Below are 17,967 nucleotides of genomic sequence, written 5' to 3'. Positions count from 1 at the left end.
TGCGTAGAGTATTTGGTCGTACTTCTATTTTACGCAGAGAGTCAAGCGTGTCTCTATTTACATTTCATGGAACTAGTTTTGGGCAAGTACAGTTAATTAGCCGAAAATTGAATATCAACGGCCAATGAATTAATATATAGCTACGATATGAATAGTTCTCATTCAAATATTGAACCTAGATTGATTATATAGAACAGAGGGTATGCACAATGACAAAATACGAAAATCAGCTCCCGACATCAGCAGGCATGAACTTCAAGTCCTTGATCAGTATATTGAGAGATTCCATGCGTGGCAATGTAGAGCGGAGGCCATCTGGCACGATGCCTATGGAGATATGTGAACCTGCTGAAACCTTCAGTGCATCCGATAATCCACAGGTTACATGGTTCGGACATTCGGCTTTTTTACTCGAAATTGAAGGGCACAGACTGCTCTTTGATCCGATGCTGGGCAATCGTCCATCTCCAGTATCCTGGGTGGGTACCAAACGTTACAGCACCAATCTACCAATTCAACCGGAAGATTTCCCAACGCTGGATGCAATCATTATATCGCATGACCATTATGATCATCTGGATTATGACTCCATCCGCAGATTAAAGGATAAAACAAAACGATTTATCGTACCGCTTGGCGTCCGTCGTCGACTGATTCAACTGGGTGTGCCTTCGGAACAGATTACCGAGCATAACTGGTGGGATGAGTTATCGTTCAAGGGTCTAACATTTGCTTGTACGCCAGCAAGACATTTCTCGGGCAGAGGATTATTCGACCGTAATTCTACCTTATGGTGTTCATGGGTCATCGCTGGACAACATACCAAGGTGTTCTTTAGTGGTGACAGCGGATACGGTCCTCATTTCAAGGAAATTGGCAGTAAATACGGTCCATTTGACCTCACTTTGATGGAATGTGGGCAATATGACGAGCGGTGGTCCAACATTCACATGATGCCGGAAGAAACGGTGCAAGCACACTTGGATGTAGGGGGTAAGTTGCTTATCCCGATTCATTGGGCCGCATTTACGCTGGCCTATCATGCCTGGAATGAACCAGTCGAACGGATTACGAAGGCTGCACATGCTTTGAACGTTAAGATTGCAACTCCCAAAATCGGCGAGAAAGTTGTGCTTCATACGGAGCATTACCCTACACATCCATGGTGGAGACCGGAATTAGGATAAAAAAATAAAAGCGTTCAGCTCATCAAATGAGTGGACGCTTTTTCTATTACATTTTACATCAGGATCGATAGTGCACTGTAAATTAACAACATACCCATGACGATATTAACAGGACGCTCGTATCTTAATAAAAAGCTCTGGAATAACATGCCACCGAACGCCCACGTCATATTGGCACTAATACCGATGAGGGTGAGCAGTAAGGAAAATACAATTAAATGAACATGGGACTGCCCAAGAGGCAGAACAAACACGGATATGGCAGTAAGCCCATACAGAATGACTTTGGGATTGATGAATTGCAGGGTGAACCCAAATAGAAATGAATAATGATTGACCTTGTTTTCTTGCGCATCTGCAGGTTTACTTCGCATGATTTTGAGCGCCAGATAGAGCATGTACACACATCCTAACACGTTTAAGACGGGTGTGATCCTAGGAATATATTGATGAAGAATAAGGTTGAAATAACTGGACAGAAACATAATTAGCAGGCAGCCGGCTGCAACTCCACTGATAAACGGAAGGGTCTTGCGGAAACCCTGATTTCTGGCATGCGTCATGGAAATGATATTGTTGGGTCCGGGTGTAAATGAAGCGATGATTGCATAGGTCACTAAAGGTATAATGTTCATGGTTCCTCCACGTTTTCTTAGTTGTGTGATATAATGACCTGAAATGTACGTTATAACGTACGGTCTTTATTATTGTACAACATGTGCGTTATATAGCACAACATAATTATAAAAAGAGGAGGATGAACTTTGAAAAACATTAATAGTATTCTTGCTCAGAACCTGAAACAGCTTAGGGAACAAAGAAAACTTAGTCTGGACAAGGTCGCCGAAATGTCTGGTATTAGCAAGACCATGCTTGGTCAGATTGAACGTGGTGAATCCAATCCATCCATTGCAACCGTATGGAAGATTGCTAATGGCTTGAAAACCTCCTTCACTGCTTTGATTCACGAGCCGAAGTCAGATACTACCGTTGTAACGGGGGATGATATTCAAGTATTGATGGAGGATGAGGGAAGGGTTCGGATTTATCCGCATTTTCCTTTTGAAGAAGGACGCCGCTTTGAAATATATATGATGGAGATGGACCCCAAGTCTGAGTTGAAAGCTGAACCGCATATCGAAGGTACGGAAGAGTTTATTACGGTCTTTGAAGGTGAAGTTACGATTCGAGTAGGGGCGGAAGATTATACGGTGAGTTCAGGGGAGTCGATCCGTTTTGGAGCGGACAAGCCTCACGCCTACGTTAACTCCGGTGCTAAGACGAACAAATTCAACATGGTCATTCATTATTCGAAGTGAGATGCAAAGATCCAACTGTGAATGTAACGAACGATGAATGAGTGGATGCATTCATTATTCGAAGTGACAATAAAGCAGCCTGATGTAATGAACTGCTCCCTTGTAAGTCGTGTCTCACAAAGGGTTCAGTTCAAAACATTGGCTGCTTTATTGATGTGTGCACTATGGGGTCCCAACCTCTAGCGAAGGGGACTCTGAATTATGGCTTTTCTTTGGCCTGACGCTGGATTTCCTTGGCTGTTAATGCTTTATCATATACTTTTACATTATCCAAGCTGCCTTTGTAGAACGGATCAGCCGTATAACGACTCTTGCCCACATAAGCTTCCGTTACCTGCAGATCTTTTGGGTTAAAAGTAATCTCAGAGCTGCTTGCAACCGATGTACCATTCACATATAGAGTACCCACATCACCCTGAAGGGTTACAGCGACATGAACCCACTCTTTGGAAGGCAGTGGTTTTGCTGCAGTCAGGCTCTGATCCCGTCCCTCATTATGAATGGTAAATTGTAACGCCCCATTATGTTGGGAGGGAGTAAGGAACATATGTCTCGTTAAACCATTTCCAAAGTCGAAAATACGCTGCCAGGACCCGCCGCCATCCCAATTTACCCAGGCGCTAAACGTGAAATCCGTTGTATCTGTAATGAGTCCAGGTAACTGAATGTAACTGTCTGTCCCATTGAATGTAGCAGCCTGATTTTTGCCACTTGCAGCAGAACTGACCACGTTAAAGGCTTGCCCGTGATATTCGTTTTTACTGGAATCCTGTACAACTTTGGCAAGTTTCTTGTGTTCAAAAGTATACTCCCCGAGCAGTGGGCTTACCGCTTGCTGTGGAATGATAACGTTAAACATTTTGGAGCTTACCGCAGTTCCTTTACGAATCGTTGCGGTTAATTTCACTTTGGCATCGCCCTTACCAGCGCGTGGTCGCTGCACTACACCTGTAGAGGATAGAGCCGAAGTGTTGGAGCTTTTCCACGTAATGTCTGCATCACTTGTTCCCTTGGTAGGCAGAGTCAGATTAAAGAACACGTGATCCGTATTGCTGATACTCAGGTCCTTTTTCACCGCATCTACAATGTCTTGATCACTCCTTTCAACACCTTGACTTCCCCAGATGGAAACTCCGGAGGATGAGAGCGCGCTAAAGGTCAGAACCGTACTTTGAGATTCCGAATTCCATTCATGTGTGTAAACGCCTTTGTACACAACGTTATTCGATGTGATCTGAACCTTGTTGTCTGTGCCAAGACTCCATGTTCCTGTCACGGCACCATGAATCTGCCCATCTGCCGTGAACTGAACGGTCTGGGATGGCTTGATGTCCGCCGTGATGTCCTTACCATGATTCACCCATTGGTACTGACCAGCGATCTCCTGAGTTGTCAGTTGCGTGGTATCCTCTCCCAAAGCCGCATAGCGATATGGAGAAACAACGGGCCAACCATCTGCATTCATATGCATCTCATGCACGCGAACTTCATGCTCTTCGCCACGCCCTGGAAAGCGGGTATGGAAGATGAGAAATTGTTTGCCAGTCTCCGGATCAACATAAGCAGAGTTATGCCCTGGCGATACATAGCCGCTACCTAGGCCTGTGCCCGGATCACCGATCTGTCTCTCGAACAGGAAGTTCCCCATCAATTTGACTCCAAATGGCTCAATAGAACGATCATCAAACAATGGTTTATCCTTGTCTGCTTTAACGTTGATCATATCGTTTCCTTCCGCATCGAGGAAAGGTCCATCCGGTGTTTGGGAGCGAGCAACACGAATGTTGTATCCTCCATCAGCACCTAGTCCACCGTAAGACAGGTACAGATAATAATAATCGGTTTCTGGACTGTAGAGCATATAAGGTGCTTCAATACGACTATGATTGCCTCCGGTCAGCTTTTTGCCATAACCTTGATCTGGCAGTGGTTTACCTGTCGTTGCATCCATCTCCAGAATGAAAATCCCTCCGGAATACGAGCCATACACCATCCATAACTTGCCGTTTTTATCATAAAAGACATCCGGATCAACCACATTGGGATGAATCGTTGCATCGTAAATGGTACCATCCTCACTAATCTGATCCCACATGCCGGATTTTAACAGAATGCCTTGATCCTTATAAGGGCCTTCGATATTGTCTGCGACAGCAATGCCGAGCGCTGATCGCGGAGAGTCCCCTTTACAAGCATTGTAGTACATATAAAATCTGCCGTCCGCCAATTGAATGACATCTGCTGCCCATAACGTATCCGTCTGCGCCCACTCCAACGCTTCAGCGAATTCCTTGGTTACATTGGGGACAACAGGATTGTTATCTGTAACGCCGGAGGCTACCAGATCCCAGTTCAAAAAGTCTTTAGACTTGGCTACTTGCAGGTGTGAACCAAAAATATAAAACGTATCATCCACCTTAATGACAGAAGGATCATGAACGGAAACATTTTTAAATGTTGGAGCAGGATTTGCGAGAGGTGTGGTGGAAGTCTGCGAGTTACCCACGGTTGCCCCTGAACCATTTGCGAACACCGAGACCGGTGCCAAAGTTGTTGCAGTAAGTAAAGTGGTGCTTAGCACAGAAATGTTAAGTACGCGAACCCAATAACGTTTCATACGTTTCCCCTTTCCTATTCCCCGGAATGAAAAATCAACCGATACTTGGCAACACACGATAAAAGGTTCGGCAGACCTCCTTTGAGTATTTCATTATATCAAGCGCTTTCATTTGTTATATTATCAATTGATTTATATGTTTGTAAACCATAAATGTAATGTTTGTAAGAGTAAAATGAAAAATAAATAAGAGACGGGAAGAGCCGATAAAGGTCATTAGATTCAAATAAACCAGTTGTCTTTCTCAAATTTAGGATTGAAATGGGGATCGATGATGCGATATTATTACGTTTAAGAAATGTATTTAACTATTTATCAATCATTTTATATTAATACGAATTAAAAGGATGAACCGACAATTCCCAACTACATAGGAGGTAAGAACATGACAACATATCAAAATCAATTAATTGCACAATACACGTTCGAAGATACCGTTCAGATCGGGAAGGACAGCTCCGGTAAGGGACATGATGGTATAGCCAAAGGTGAGATTCTACCTGTGATATCCGAGTTGAAAGGAAGATCGGCGGTGACTTTCAACGGGGGAGCGAATGGAACTTCTTATCTGCAATTACCCTCGAATCTGCTTCGGGATGTAAGCGATAACACGGGAGTTACGATTGCCACTTGGGTGTTTCTCGGTAAGGGGTCTAATGTGTGGGAACGCATTTTTGACTTTGGCAAAGGGGAGAAGGGACCGTATTTATTTCTGACACGTCAGCTCCTGGGAACGTTATATGCCGGCGATAATCTGGTTGTCCACCCAAGTCGAGGAGTTGCAAGTGGAGAATGGCTGCATATTGCACTCTCCGTGGCAGGCAGCCAAGGGGGAACGTTGAGCAATGCGGGTCCGATAGTATATGTGAACGGGGAGAAGGCGGCAGATGGTTCGATCAGTCAGACATCCAGTGGCAATTATGCCAAACTGCGCGAATGGTTTGATACGTTCACCGATTCTGAGAATTATAGCCAGAACTATATTGCACGTTCCCAGTATGCAGCGGATGTAGATTTTGCAGGTTCGTTATCCGACTTTCGGATCTATGGGGCAGCGCTCACCATGGATGAAGTCATTGAAGTGATGTGTGAGTCACTGACAGATGAAGCGATTGTGAAGCTTGCGGTGGACAAGTACCTGTCCTTCCCCAACCGAATCATCACCAAGGATGTATCATTACCTGCAGACTTGCTGGGTGGTAAAGTGTCTGTTGAATGGAGTTCCAGTAATCCGAAAGTCCTGTCTGAGAACGGAAAAGTTCAGGCAATCACATCGGCACAGGAGGTTACGCTCCGTGCGCTTCTGAACAGAGGTGACAGTAAGCTGAGCCAAAGCTTTGACGTGTCTGTTGTACCGGCCCATCTTCCGCCTTATACGGTCACCATCCATGGAGATCAGAAGGTGGCGGATATCAGTGAAGTCATGTATGGGCTTTTTTACGAGGATATTAACAACGCGGCAGATGGCGGAATCTATGCAGAGCTTGTTCAGAATCGATCATTTGAATCCTTTACATTTGATACATATTCACATGATTCTGGAGAATGTGGTTGTTCGACAGGTCGAAATCGTGAGCCTTTGTTTGCCTGGTCAGGCGACACCGAGAAAATGCTCGTACAGCATACGGATGGACTGAACGTTCACTTTAACGTGGAAGACCCTGAAGTAAATGCTTATTATGTAACGGTTCAGGATGGGGCAACGATTCGGAATCGCGGATTCTCAGACTCTAACCAGCATTGTGCCATGTCCATCAAGCAGGGTGAATCATATGACTTTACCGTATGGGCAAAAGCAGAATCGGCAGGAACGATCACTGTTCAATTGCAGGATGGAAGTGACACTTCCATCAGTGATTCGGTAACGCTGCATGTTGAAGGTGGGAACACATGGAAGAAATACGGTTTGTCTCTAACCGGAACGGAGACTGTACTTGGTCAACTGGCACTTATGTTTGCAGGTGACATCTCCATTGATATGGTGTCCTTAGTCCCTCAGAATGTATGGGGGGCTGATCCGACAGAAGAGGGAATATCGGCTTCAGCACATGCCAACTACACAGGTAATCCGAACTATCGATTGAGAAAAGATCTAATCCAGGCACTCGCAGATCTGCATCCGAAGTTCTTGCGTTTTCCGGGAGGATGTATCTCGGAGGGATCTTTTATCTGGGATAACGTATATGACTGGAAGGATTCTGTGGGTCCGGTTGAGCTGCGCAAAGAGAATTATAATGTCTGGGGTTACATGATGACGATGGGCCTCGGTTATATGGAGTACTTCCAACTGGCGGAAGATCTGAATGCCGCTCCGGTTCCAGTCATGGCTTGCGGTGTGTTGTGTCAGGCACGCTCGGATTATGCTCACCCTGCGGGTGGCGCTTTAAGGGATTATTATATCCGCAACTTTACAGACCTGATCGACTTTGCGCTCAGTACAGACTTTGAACACAACGAATGGGCGGCTGTACGAAGCCAGATGGGCCATCCTGAACCGTTTGATCTTCGTTATCTGGGCGTAGGCAATGAGAACTGGGGCACTGAATTTTTTGCCAACTTCGAAGTATTCAAACGTTCGATAGATGATTACGTGAAACTGAACTATCCTGATCATGAGCTGCACATTATCTCGACGGTTGGTGCTCAAGCAGATGATGATGCGTACCAGGAAGGATGGAAATTCCTCAGTGGGAACCTCACCGGGTCAGCTCAGGTTGCTTTTGCAGATGGTGCTGAGGTGATTGAGGAGACCGTAACTTGGTATGAGAATCAGGACAATTACATGGACACCATTGCAGATGAACACTACTACCGCTCCAATGAATATTTGCTGAATAACGCGGATCGGTACAACTATTATGACCGGGCTTATCATGAAGATGGAAGTATCGATTGGAAAGAAACATCCAAAGTATTTGTGGGAGAATATGCTTCCACGGACAAAAACACGCTGGCAGGTGCAGTTGCTGAAGCTGCGATCATGACAGGGTTTGAAAATAACGCGGACGTTGTTCGTTTGGCTGCCTATGCGCCATTGTTCAACAAAGTACTAACGGACGGTACTTACCGCTGGACGCCAGACTGCATCTGGTTTGATGATGAAACCGTATGGTATACACCGAATTATTATGTACAGCAGCTTTTTGCAAAATATGTAGGGGATCAGGTGCTTGAGACTTCATTCTCCACCTATAGCAAAGGCAAACCGCTGAATCTCATTCCGCGTGGCGGCATCGAGATTGCAACAGGTCATGCAGACATCGTGGTGAAACGAGTCACGGTCACGTCCAATGTGGATGGCAGTTTGATGTTTAATGAAGATTTCAGGGAACGTACAGAGCCTAGTGAGGCATGGAGACAGATTCCCGGATCGGAAGGATACACGTTAACTGCAGGGAAAGGGCTCATTTTAAAGGCACAATCAAGTGGATTAAATGGATTGTACCTGCTGAATGACGAATGGACCAACTACAAAGTTCACGTTGAGGCTGAAAGAATGTCAGGTGAGGATGGTTTTTACATTGGCGTGGGACTGACGGATATCTCGCCCGAAAACAAGGATGTCATCGAGTACGCAATCAGTTACGGGGGAAATGCCACGGGAGTGAAGGTGTACAAACAAGGGATCGAGGGTTACACCTTGGGAGATTATTCATCCAGCTCGGCAGCAGGTAACCTGAGAGCAGCCAACTATGAACCACTCGAGAATGGGACCGATTATACGATCACGGTTAACTATGGTGGGGACACAGGAAAGAATCTGATCTGCTCCTATACAGACGGTCGCAATACCAGCAAGGTTCTGGATTACAAGCTGGAAGCTTACAACCGGGAAGTATTCCACTCCGTTACGAAGGACGCACGGCATGTATATGTGAAACTGGTGAATGCAGATGGTGTAGATAAATCAACCCGGATTTGTCTTCAGGATCTGAAGGTTGATACTTCAGCCAGATTGATCACGCTTACTGGAGAAAGTCATTTGGTTCATGTTCCGAATGTGAATCAGAAGAATGATGAGAAAGTGGTTCCCCAAGAACAGGAGATCACACTGTCCGATACATCGGTGATGGTTAACTTAACAGCTCATTCAGTGAATGTATTAGTTATGGATATTCTGAATTAAATCCACATCGTGAACAAGAGACCGCGGATATCGCGGTTTTTTGGCGTTTGCAATCTGTCGATTGACGATCAAAGAACGAAAAAATGGTGCACTCCTATAAGGAGAGGCACCATTTCTTTGGGTCTGATTATCTGCGTTTTAATAACAGAACGCCACTGATTGCTGACGTTTTATGGCGGTAGACCACTTTGAATCCAATATCATTGTCCAGCAAGCAGTTCAGCGCATTGATCAGCCGTGCACCGGGAACCAGTGTGAATGTACATGGAGACGTGTTACCAATCACACGTACACTTTGGATTCTGCGCGCAGAACCGGGAATGAGCGGATTTCTAGACCAATAGATTAATACCAGATCCGGTTGTGGAACAGCATTGACACGAGCCATACTCATCATCTCTTTTCTATTAGATTCTCTATAGTAAATGACAATGTGTTGTAGAAGGTGCTAGACAAAAGACGTCATGAGCAATAAATGGGATTAATACCTACCATTTATATCTAGTGCCCGTGCAATTCACATCAAGACATCGGTATAACAGGTACTCATAAATGCACTTTCAGTCCCATACATATATTCTGGAGGTGATTGGGATGAGCAAGGAACCTATGGATGAGAACAAAAAGATTGAGCAAAGAAATACCTTTCTTCGGGATAATAACGGCAAAGAGATGTCTTCCAACGAAGGAGTTAAAATATCGGATGACAGCAACTCGCTAAAAGCGGGGGATCGCGGCCCCACGCTGCTTGAAGATTTTCTGATGCGTGAGAAACTGTCTCACTTTGACCGGGAACGAATCCCGGAGAGAGTTGTTCATGCCCGCGGATATGGAGCTTACGGTGAATTTGAGTTATATGAATCACTGGAAGAGTTAACGATGGCTCATTTTCTTCAGGACCCAGGAGTGAAAACACCGCTGTTTGTTCGTTTTTCCGAAGTTGCAGGCTCCAAAGGAGTGAACGAAACGAATCGGGATGTACGTGGGTTCTCAGTGAAATTTTATACCGAAGAAGGCAACTTTGATCTGGTCGGCAACAATATTCCGATCTTTTTCATTCAGGATGGGATCAAGTTCCCGGATCTGATTCATGCACTGAAGCCGGAACCCAATAATGAGATTCCACAGGGCTCGACTGCACATGACACCTTCTGGGACTTCATTGCAAATAATCAGGAGTCGGCTGCTATGGTCATGTGGATTATGTCGGATCGCACGATACCACGGAGTTTTCGAATGATGCAGGGATTTGGAGTACATACCTTCCGACTGGTGAACAAAGAAGGTGAATCCAGATTCGTGAAATTTCATTGGAGGCCCGTACTTGGCATGCATTCTTTTGTGTGGGATGAGGCTCAAAAGCTGGGAGGTGCAGATCCGGACTTTCATCGCAGAGATCTGTGGGAGAATATCCACGCAGGCAACTTCGCAGAGTTCGAACTCGGACTACAGGTACTGGAAGAAGCAGATGAATTCAAGTTTGATTTTGATATTTTGGATGCAACGAAATTATGGCCTGAAGAAGATATTCCGGTACAAATCATTGGCAAAATGACGATTAACCAAAATGTCGAGAATGTATTTGCAGAAACGGAACAGTCGGCTTTCCATCCAGGCAACATTGTACGTGGCATTGACTTCAGCAATGATCCACTGCTTCAAGGCCGACTGTTCTCGTATACGGATACACAATTGGCAAGGGTAGGTACGAATTATCAGGAATTGCCGATCAATCGCCCTGTATGCCCTGTACATAACAACCAGAGAGACGGCGCTTCCCGGTATACGATTGATCGGGGAAGAGTTGCCTATCATGAAAATTCTCTTGCCAACAATTCTCCCTATACTGTGCCTGGTACCAAGGGTGGCTTTGTAACCTACCCTTCCACAGTGCAAGGTCTCAAGGAACGGAAAACGGCACCGAGCTTCCTGGATCACTTCTCACAGGCACGTTTATTCTGGAACAGCATGAACGGCTTAGAGAGAAGCCATATCATTCAGGCACTCACGTTTGAACTTGGGAAGGTAAAGGATGTTTCCATCCGTCAGCAGGTTGTGAATATGTTGGGTCATGTCAGCACAGAGCTGGCGACCATTCTGGCCGTTGAACTCGGAGTCAATGTACCTAACGTTCCTGAATCTCCAGTGACGAAGTCGTCACCTGCGCTCAGCATGGCAAATACGGTGTTTTCTCCCAAGACATTGCGTGTCGGAGTGATTGTTGGGGAAGGGTTCGATGGCCTGAGCACACAATACATTTTGGAAGAGCTTAAGGGAGCGGGACTTCAACCGGTCATTTTACATGAAAGACAGGGTGTGGTGCGTGGAACGGGGAATGTGGAGCTCAAGGTGGACGACAGCTTTTTGACCGGCTCGCCCTTGGTATATGATGGTCTGTTCATTGTTGGAGGACAGCAGGAAAACGATTATGTTCAGAAATACACCCGATCCTATGCGATCGAAACGTACAATCATTTCAAACCGATCGGTGCTACACCGACGGGTGCAGCGGTGATCCAACCGGTCGGCATTATAGGCAAACCTGGCGTCATTGTGGAACAGCAGCCTGCGGCGTTTGCAGAGCAATTCATTCAAACGATGACCCAGCAGCGCTTTTGGGATCGGACATAGCCACGTGGGATAAACTGGACATGGGAAGTTCATGCGTCTAAACTAGATAGACCAGACACACTAAGAAGGGATGCGCCGATCCAAACCATGTTGCAGAAATTCGGGTTTACACAATATGAAAGTCAGGTATACGAGGCTATATTCGCGCAGGATGAACCGCTTGATGCCACATCGATTGTTAATTACTCCAACGTTCCCAAAGCCAAAATCTATGAAGTACTTAATCGCCTGATCGACAAGGGAACGGTGCTGACAACGATGGATGGGAAGAAAAAACTATATATGGCTGTGGATCTTCAGTCTATTATTCATAAGATCAAGGCTGATTTTGAGAAAGATATTGAGGAATTGAAGAGTTACAAAATCAAACGTACATTTACAGATGAGCATATCTGGACGTTAAAAGATGAGTCGTCCATCGCATCGAATATCGAACAGCTTATTGAGGAAGCAGATTCATCGATTCTTTTTCTGGCCTGGAATGAGCGAATGGAGAAATATCGTGAACTGCTGGAGCAGAAGGAAAAGCAGGGCGTGTACGTTGAAGTACTTGCCGTTGGGGGTATGGAGACATCCTTAAACCGGATATACTCGTTGATTCCATTGCTTGATGCGCCAGAACCTTCACAGCTGCTTATTGTGGATCATGCATATCTGCTATTTGCCGGTGTGGAGCATGATTCATGGCGAGCCATCAAAACGATGTCCAAACCGATTGTTAAAGCAATGACCGATTATTTCTACCATGATGTTGCGCTTACTCAAATTACCAAAAAATACGGTGACCAACTGTTACAGGATGCTGAAATCGAGAAACTGCTCACCAGATTGATCTATTAAAACTATTCTCTTGGAGAATAGTTTTTTTGTTATATCTTTTTTTTGAAAATAATCATGAAAATAACTATTGAAACTTCCATTCTTATGGGTTACTATCGTAGTTGTAACTTTTGAGGAGGATTCAAAAATGAATAAGAAAGTATATGTGCTTGCTATCGCAGCATTTGTGGTCGGAACCGTTGAGCTGATCTTGGGCGGAATTCTGGACCTGATTGCTACGGATCTTCATCTTTCCCTGGCGAAAGCCGGGTATTTAATCTCTATTTTCTCACTTGTCTATGCGTTGTCTGCACCGATTTTATTAAATATGACAGCCAGATTCGAGCGTAAAAAAGTATATATGTGTACGCTGTTTGTATTTCTGATCAGTAATCTGATCTCTGCGTTCAGTACCAGCTTTTATATGCTGATGGCGGGTAGAGCACTCGGAGCCGCAACAGGTTCACTTATTTTTGTGCTCTCCCTGACCCTTGCAGCGCGCATTGTGGAACCACAATATAAAGGACGCGCCGTGGGGACCATTACCATGGGAGGCAGTGCATCACTTATTCTGGGTGTACCTCTTGGAATCTTTGTAGGCAATTTGGCAGGCTGGCGTGAGGTGTTTATGTTGATCGCTATTCTCACAGTAGTGGTTATGGTAGCGATCTGGATTGCGATGGACCGTGTACAGCCTATTCCTGCTATATCCCTGAAGAAACAACTTAAGGCTCTGTGGAATCCGAAAATGTTGGCAATCCATGCTACGACTTTGCTTGTGCTTGCGGGTCACTTGACTTTATATGCGTATTTCACACCGTTTCTGCAAGAAACGCTGGGTGCCAGCGCGACGATGGTCACCTTTATCTATATGATGTTTGGAATCGCCGCTGTTGCAGGTGGAGGCATCGGGGGCATGTTATCCGATCGTCTGCATCCTGCTAAAGCCATTATCATTGTGCTGATTCCCTTTATCGTGAGTATGGCTGTCATTCCGTTCAGTGTTCAATTGCCTTTGATTGCCTTCTTGATATTGTTAAGCATCTGGAGTGCACTGAGCTGGACGGTTACGCCTGTACAGAACAGTCTGATTATCAAAACTTCGCCGGAAACAGCCGAAACGCTAATCAGCACCAATTCAGGTATTGCACATGCAGGTATTGCACTAGGTACCTATATCGGCGGTATGGTGATCGATCATTCATCGATTCTGAACACCGGATGGGTTGGTTCTGTTCTGATTCTGCTTGGTTTGGTGTCTGCCATCTATGCCATTAGCGTTAAGGAAAAAACCGTTCAGGCGGTTGCTTAGAATAAAGAAATTAGACAAAAGCTTGAACCTCTGCATTCCCATAGTTAATGGGGGTAGAGGTTTTTTTATTGTTGATACGCTAGAGTACGCGTCAGTGAAATAAACCATTTTCATATCGAGCAAAACTTGCTTTATTCATCGTAATCTATATAATTAAAAGAGTTTTAAAAAGTATTTTTAGAGAGATAGAGCTTTAACTTATTTATAGATAGAAGATGGGAAGTGCTTACGAAATGATGACTGAAAAAGAGAAATCTCAATTAGGGCTCTTGTATAACGCCAATTATGATCAAGAGTTAATTGAAGAGCGTTTGTATGCCAAAGGGCTTTGTTACGATTATAACCAGCTCCATCCAGGTAAAATCAATGAAAGAGAAGCGTTAATTAAGAAACTGCTCGGGAAAACGACCGATCGTTTCCTGATTGAACAGCCATTTGTATGTGATTACGGCTATAATATTGAAATCGGTGAGAACTTCTATAGCAATCATAATATTGTCATGCTGGATGGAGGAAAAATCAGTTTTGGAGATAACGTTTTTGTTGCTCCCAATTGCGGATTTTATACAGCAGGCCACCCGTATGATGTTGAGCAGCGCAATGAAGGTCTGGAGATCGTTGGACCCATCTCGGTGGGCAATAATGTGTGGATCGGTGGCGGTGTGACAGTTCTTGCCGGTGTGACGATTGGGGATAATACGATCATCGGCGCAGGGAGCGTAGTGACCAAGAGTATACCGTCTGGTGTGATTGCTGCGGGTAATCCTTGCAGGGTCATTCGCAAGATAACAGAAGAAGACAAAACCAAGTACAGCAGGGATGTAGTGAAGAACATATAGTGAAGAATAAATAGTAAACAACGTGATAGTAGCTAATGAGAATGCCCGATGTGTATCATCGGGTGTTTCTTTTTGAAAATAAAAATAAAATCCCCCAAACAGAAAACATGCCAAGGTATCGTATAACCGACACTTTTTCATGTGATTTGTCTGAGGGATAGAAGAATGTATCTGTTACGTTTGCTTAAAGATCCTTAACGCTGCAAACTTTTTCCGTTACTGCTGATCACTTCTTTGTACCAATGGAAGGATTTCTTGCGATAACGTTCGAGTGTTCCTGATCCATCGTCATGACGATCAACATAGATATAACCATAACGTTTTTTCAACTGGGCAGAAGACGCACTGACAACATCAATGCAACCCCATGAAGTATAACCCATAATTTCAACGCCATCTTCAATGGCTTCGCCGACCTGAACCAGATGATCATTCAGATACTGGATTCGGTAGTCATCTTCAACTGTTTTCTCGCCGTCCGCACCCGTGATCAATTCATCAACAGCACCAAGACCATTCTCTACAATAAACAGTGGTTTTTGATAACGGTCATAGAACATGTTAAGCACATAACGCAATCCTTGCGGGTCAATCTGCCATCCCCATTCACTTGCTGGCAGATAAGGGTTAGGTACACCCCCAAGAAGGTTACCTTCACCTGCGATTTGTTTCTCCGGGTCTGCTGTCTGACAGATACTCATGTAATAACTGAAAGAGATAAAGTCTACTGTATTCAGCAACGTTTCCTCGTCGCCAGCTTCCATCTGAATCTCGATTCCATTTTCACGGAAGTAACGTTTCATATAACCAGGGTAGCGACCTCTTACGTGCACATCACCGAAGAAATAGTTGCTGTGCTCGAATTCCATGACTTTGATCATATCATCTGGATTCGGTGTCAGCGGGTAGGTCGGCATACTGAGCATCATACAGCCAATCTGTGCTGTAGGAATGATCTCATGACAGAGCTTCACAGCGGAAGCACTGGCTACAAACTCATGATGGATTGCCTGATACAGATCTTGCTTGCTAAGCTTCTCCTTTGGTGTGTAGATACCACCGCTCATGAAGGGTGCTTCAAGAATCGAATTGATTTCGTTAAAGGTAAGCCAGTATTTCACTTTATTTTTATAACGTTTAAATACGGCAGTTACATAACGCTCATAGAATCCAACCATTTTCCGGTTAACCCAGCCGTCGTATTCTTTGGACAAGTGAAGAGGTGTCTCATAGTGGGATAGCGTAACGAGTGGTTCGATCCCGTATTTGTGACACTCGTCAAACAGATCGTCGTAGAATTGCAGACCTTCTTCATTTGGTTCCAGCTCGTCCCCTTTTGGAAAAATCCGGGACCAGGCGATGGAAGTACGGAATACCTTGAAGCCCATCTCGGCAAACAGTTGCACATCTTCCTTGTAACGATGATACAGATCGATACCGATCAGTTTCATGTTATCTTCTGTTGGTTCTTCCGTGATTGGCCCCATGATGCCTTTGGGAGCTACATCCTGAGTGGATAATCCTTTGCCGCCTTGATTGTATGCACCTTCAGCCTGGTTGGCTGCAATTGCGCCACCCCACAGGAAATTTTCCGGGAATTGATAGGTATGATTTTGAGAGTTACTCATGTGTATCGCTCCATTCATCAAATTGATTTTAAGAGGTTGTTCAAAAAGCCCGCCTTTGATTACAAAGGATGCCTAACGGCATCATCTGCATCGAATATGAAATTCAGCCGAAATGTCCGTTGCTCACGTAGTTTTTCCTACGCTCCGCTACTCCATTTCTAGCCTCATCCCATCTTCTCGGTACTGAAAACCGGTCTTTTTGAACACGCACTTTAAGATGATTCATATATGACATAAAAAAAGCTTAAACGTTGTAACGGGTTACACGTCAAGTTTTACTTTTGACCCCAATCTAAGGCATACTATTATTCTATAGTTCGTTAGCAAGAAGGGAGTCTCCGATGTCCAAGTTTGATGAAATTATGAAGCGGTCCGGTTACTCAAAAGCGACAGTGTCACGCGTGATTAATCATTCTCCGTATGTTAGTGATGAAGCAAGACAGATCATAACGGATATTATGAAACAGTTGAATTATATTCCCAACCGGAATGCGGTATCGTTATCTACAGGGCAAACAAAGCAGATTGGAATTGTGACCTCTACCACAGGTGAGATCATTCTTACCTTCATGAATCAATTCATTGATACAGCCATGGATTTTGGGTTTCAGACGATTATCTATACATCCCGTGGAGATCCGGAGATTGAATTGCAGGCATTCGAAGATCTGCGCAGCAAACGAGTGGATGGGCTAGTTATTATTGCTTGTGTCAATGATCCTCGGAAATTAAAGGCGTATATGGAATACGGTCCGATTGTCTCCTGGCAGCGAATGGGGAATGACGAGATTCCGTCTGTTGCTATGGATCAGGCAGAGGGGTATAAGTTAGCTCTGGAGCATCTGTTTTCGAGAGGATACACTCGAATTGCAAATGCATTTGGCAGGGCTGAAAGTCTGAATACCCAGAGCCGCCGTGAAGCCTTTGAATCTTTCATGAAGAGTAGAAGGTTGCATGTGTGGACTGAAGCATATCAATATTCCGTATTCAGCTCCTCCGATGGCGAAGAAGCGATGCGAAGAATGGCTGAGGGGCCAGAACTTCCACAGGCCGTATTATGTTCAAATGATTATGCAGCCATCGGCATTCTGAGTGAAGCACGCAGACGGAATATTCAGGTACCGGAACAACTCGCCATTGTGGGGTTTGATGATATCGAGCTTTCCCGTGTTCTTGGAATCACGACCATACACAATCCGATTGCAGAACAATCGACTCAGGCTTTTCACCAGTTGTGGGCCGTATTGGGTAAAACAGAGTTGAAGACAGAGCAGCTGACATACCAGCTGATCGAGCGTGACACGACTTGAATCCGTAAGACCCGATGTGGGAATCTGGTTTTATGGATTCAATAATTATTCAAATTTGAAGCATCTTCGAGTCAAACTCATACGTTATACTGAAGATGAGCTTCAGAACGACATATTTTGTACGGAGATGTGGCGTGAAGTTTTCGTATCATGTTACAAGTTACATATTTCACAATTGA

At 44.7% G+C, this 17,967-nt stretch carries 12 protein-coding genes; 8 read left to right on the top strand and 4 right to left on the bottom strand.

Annotation, left to right across the window (positions count from 1 at the left end; translation table 11 throughout):
* Positions 1-209: 209 nt before the first annotated feature.
* On the top strand, positions 210-1,187 hold the full coding sequence (locus J2Z28_RS16470; RefSeq protein ID WP_211083297.1) for an MBL fold metallo-hydrolase: 978 nt from the start codon (positions 210-212) through the stop codon (positions 1,185-1,187).
* 53 nt (positions 1,188-1,240) lie between these two features.
* Here J2Z28_RS16470 and J2Z28_RS16465 read toward each other — a convergent pair whose 3' ends face one another.
* The gene (locus J2Z28_RS16465) at positions 1,241-1,822 is read right to left on the bottom strand and encodes a LysE family transporter (RefSeq protein WP_211083296.1); all 582 of its coding nucleotides are present in this window, start codon (positions 1,820-1,822) and stop codon (positions 1,241-1,243) included.
* A 129-nt stretch (positions 1,823-1,951) separates the two neighbouring features.
* On the opposite strand from J2Z28_RS16465, the gene J2Z28_RS16460 reads away from it, so the two are divergent.
* Positions 1,952-2,506, top strand: coding sequence for a helix-turn-helix domain-containing protein (locus J2Z28_RS16460; protein ID WP_036608360.1), 555 nt, complete (start codon positions 1,952-1,954; stop codon positions 2,504-2,506).
* 199 nt (positions 2,507-2,705) lie between these two features.
* Here the strand turns inward: J2Z28_RS16460 and abnB are convergent, their stop codons facing one another.
* Positions 2,706-5,123, bottom strand: coding sequence for an arabinan endo-1,5-alpha-L-arabinosidase AbnB (abnB, locus tag J2Z28_RS16455; RefSeq protein WP_211083295.1), 2,418 nt, complete (start codon positions 5,121-5,123; stop codon positions 2,706-2,708).
* Between the two features lie 385 nt (positions 5,124-5,508).
* On the opposite strand from abnB, the gene J2Z28_RS16450 reads away from it, so the two are divergent.
* A complete protein-coding gene (locus tag J2Z28_RS16450; protein WP_211083294.1) occupies positions 5,509-9,249 on the top strand; it encodes an alpha-L-arabinofuranosidase C-terminal domain-containing protein in 3,741 nt (1,246 codons plus the stop codon).
* A gap of 127 nt (positions 9,250-9,376) precedes the next feature.
* On the opposite strand, the gene J2Z28_RS16445 is transcribed toward J2Z28_RS16450, so the two are convergent.
* Positions 9,377-9,637, bottom strand: coding sequence for a hypothetical protein (locus J2Z28_RS16445; protein ID WP_211083293.1), 261 nt, complete (start codon positions 9,635-9,637; stop codon positions 9,377-9,379).
* A gap of 206 nt (positions 9,638-9,843) precedes the next feature.
* Between J2Z28_RS16445 and J2Z28_RS16440 the strand changes: the two genes are divergently transcribed.
* The 4 genes from J2Z28_RS16440 (at position 9,844) to J2Z28_RS16425 (ending at position 14,850) form a co-directional block, all read left to right on the top strand.
* Complete coding sequence (locus J2Z28_RS16440; RefSeq protein ID WP_415841469.1) at positions 9,844-11,880, top strand: catalase; 2,037 nt, start codon at positions 9,844-9,846, stop codon at positions 11,878-11,880.
* An 87-nt stretch (positions 11,881-11,967) separates the two neighbouring features.
* Positions 11,968-12,720, top strand: coding sequence for a TrmB family transcriptional regulator (locus tag J2Z28_RS16435; RefSeq protein ID WP_036670754.1), 753 nt, complete (start codon positions 11,968-11,970; stop codon positions 12,718-12,720).
* Positions 12,721-12,847: 127 nt separating this feature from the next.
* Positions 12,848-14,011, top strand: a complete 1,164-nt coding sequence (locus tag J2Z28_RS16430) for an MFS transporter (protein ID WP_211083292.1) — start codon at positions 12,848-12,850, stop codon at positions 14,009-14,011.
* Positions 14,012-14,247: 236 nt separating this feature from the next.
* Positions 14,248-14,850, top strand: a complete 603-nt coding sequence (locus J2Z28_RS16425) for a sugar O-acetyltransferase (RefSeq protein ID WP_211083305.1) — start codon at positions 14,248-14,250, stop codon at positions 14,848-14,850.
* Positions 14,851-15,044: 194 nt separating this feature from the next.
* Here the strand turns inward: J2Z28_RS16425 and J2Z28_RS16420 are convergent, their stop codons facing one another.
* A complete protein-coding gene (locus J2Z28_RS16420; protein WP_211083291.1) occupies positions 15,045-16,478 on the bottom strand; it encodes a glycoside hydrolase family 1 protein in 1,434 nt (477 codons plus the stop codon).
* Between the two features lie 341 nt (positions 16,479-16,819).
* Between J2Z28_RS16420 and J2Z28_RS16415 the strand changes: the two genes are divergently transcribed.
* Entirely contained in the window at positions 16,820-17,788 is a 969-nt protein-coding gene (locus J2Z28_RS16415) for a LacI family DNA-binding transcriptional regulator (protein ID WP_211083290.1), read from the top strand.
* The last annotated feature ends 179 nt before the right edge of the window (positions 17,789-17,967 follow it).

The organism is Paenibacillus xylanexedens (genome assembly GCF_017874615.1).
Classification (GTDB): domain Bacteria; phylum Bacillota; class Bacilli; order Paenibacillales; family Paenibacillaceae; genus Paenibacillus; species Paenibacillus xylanexedens.
This window is presented reverse-complemented; position numbering and strand designations above follow the sequence as displayed.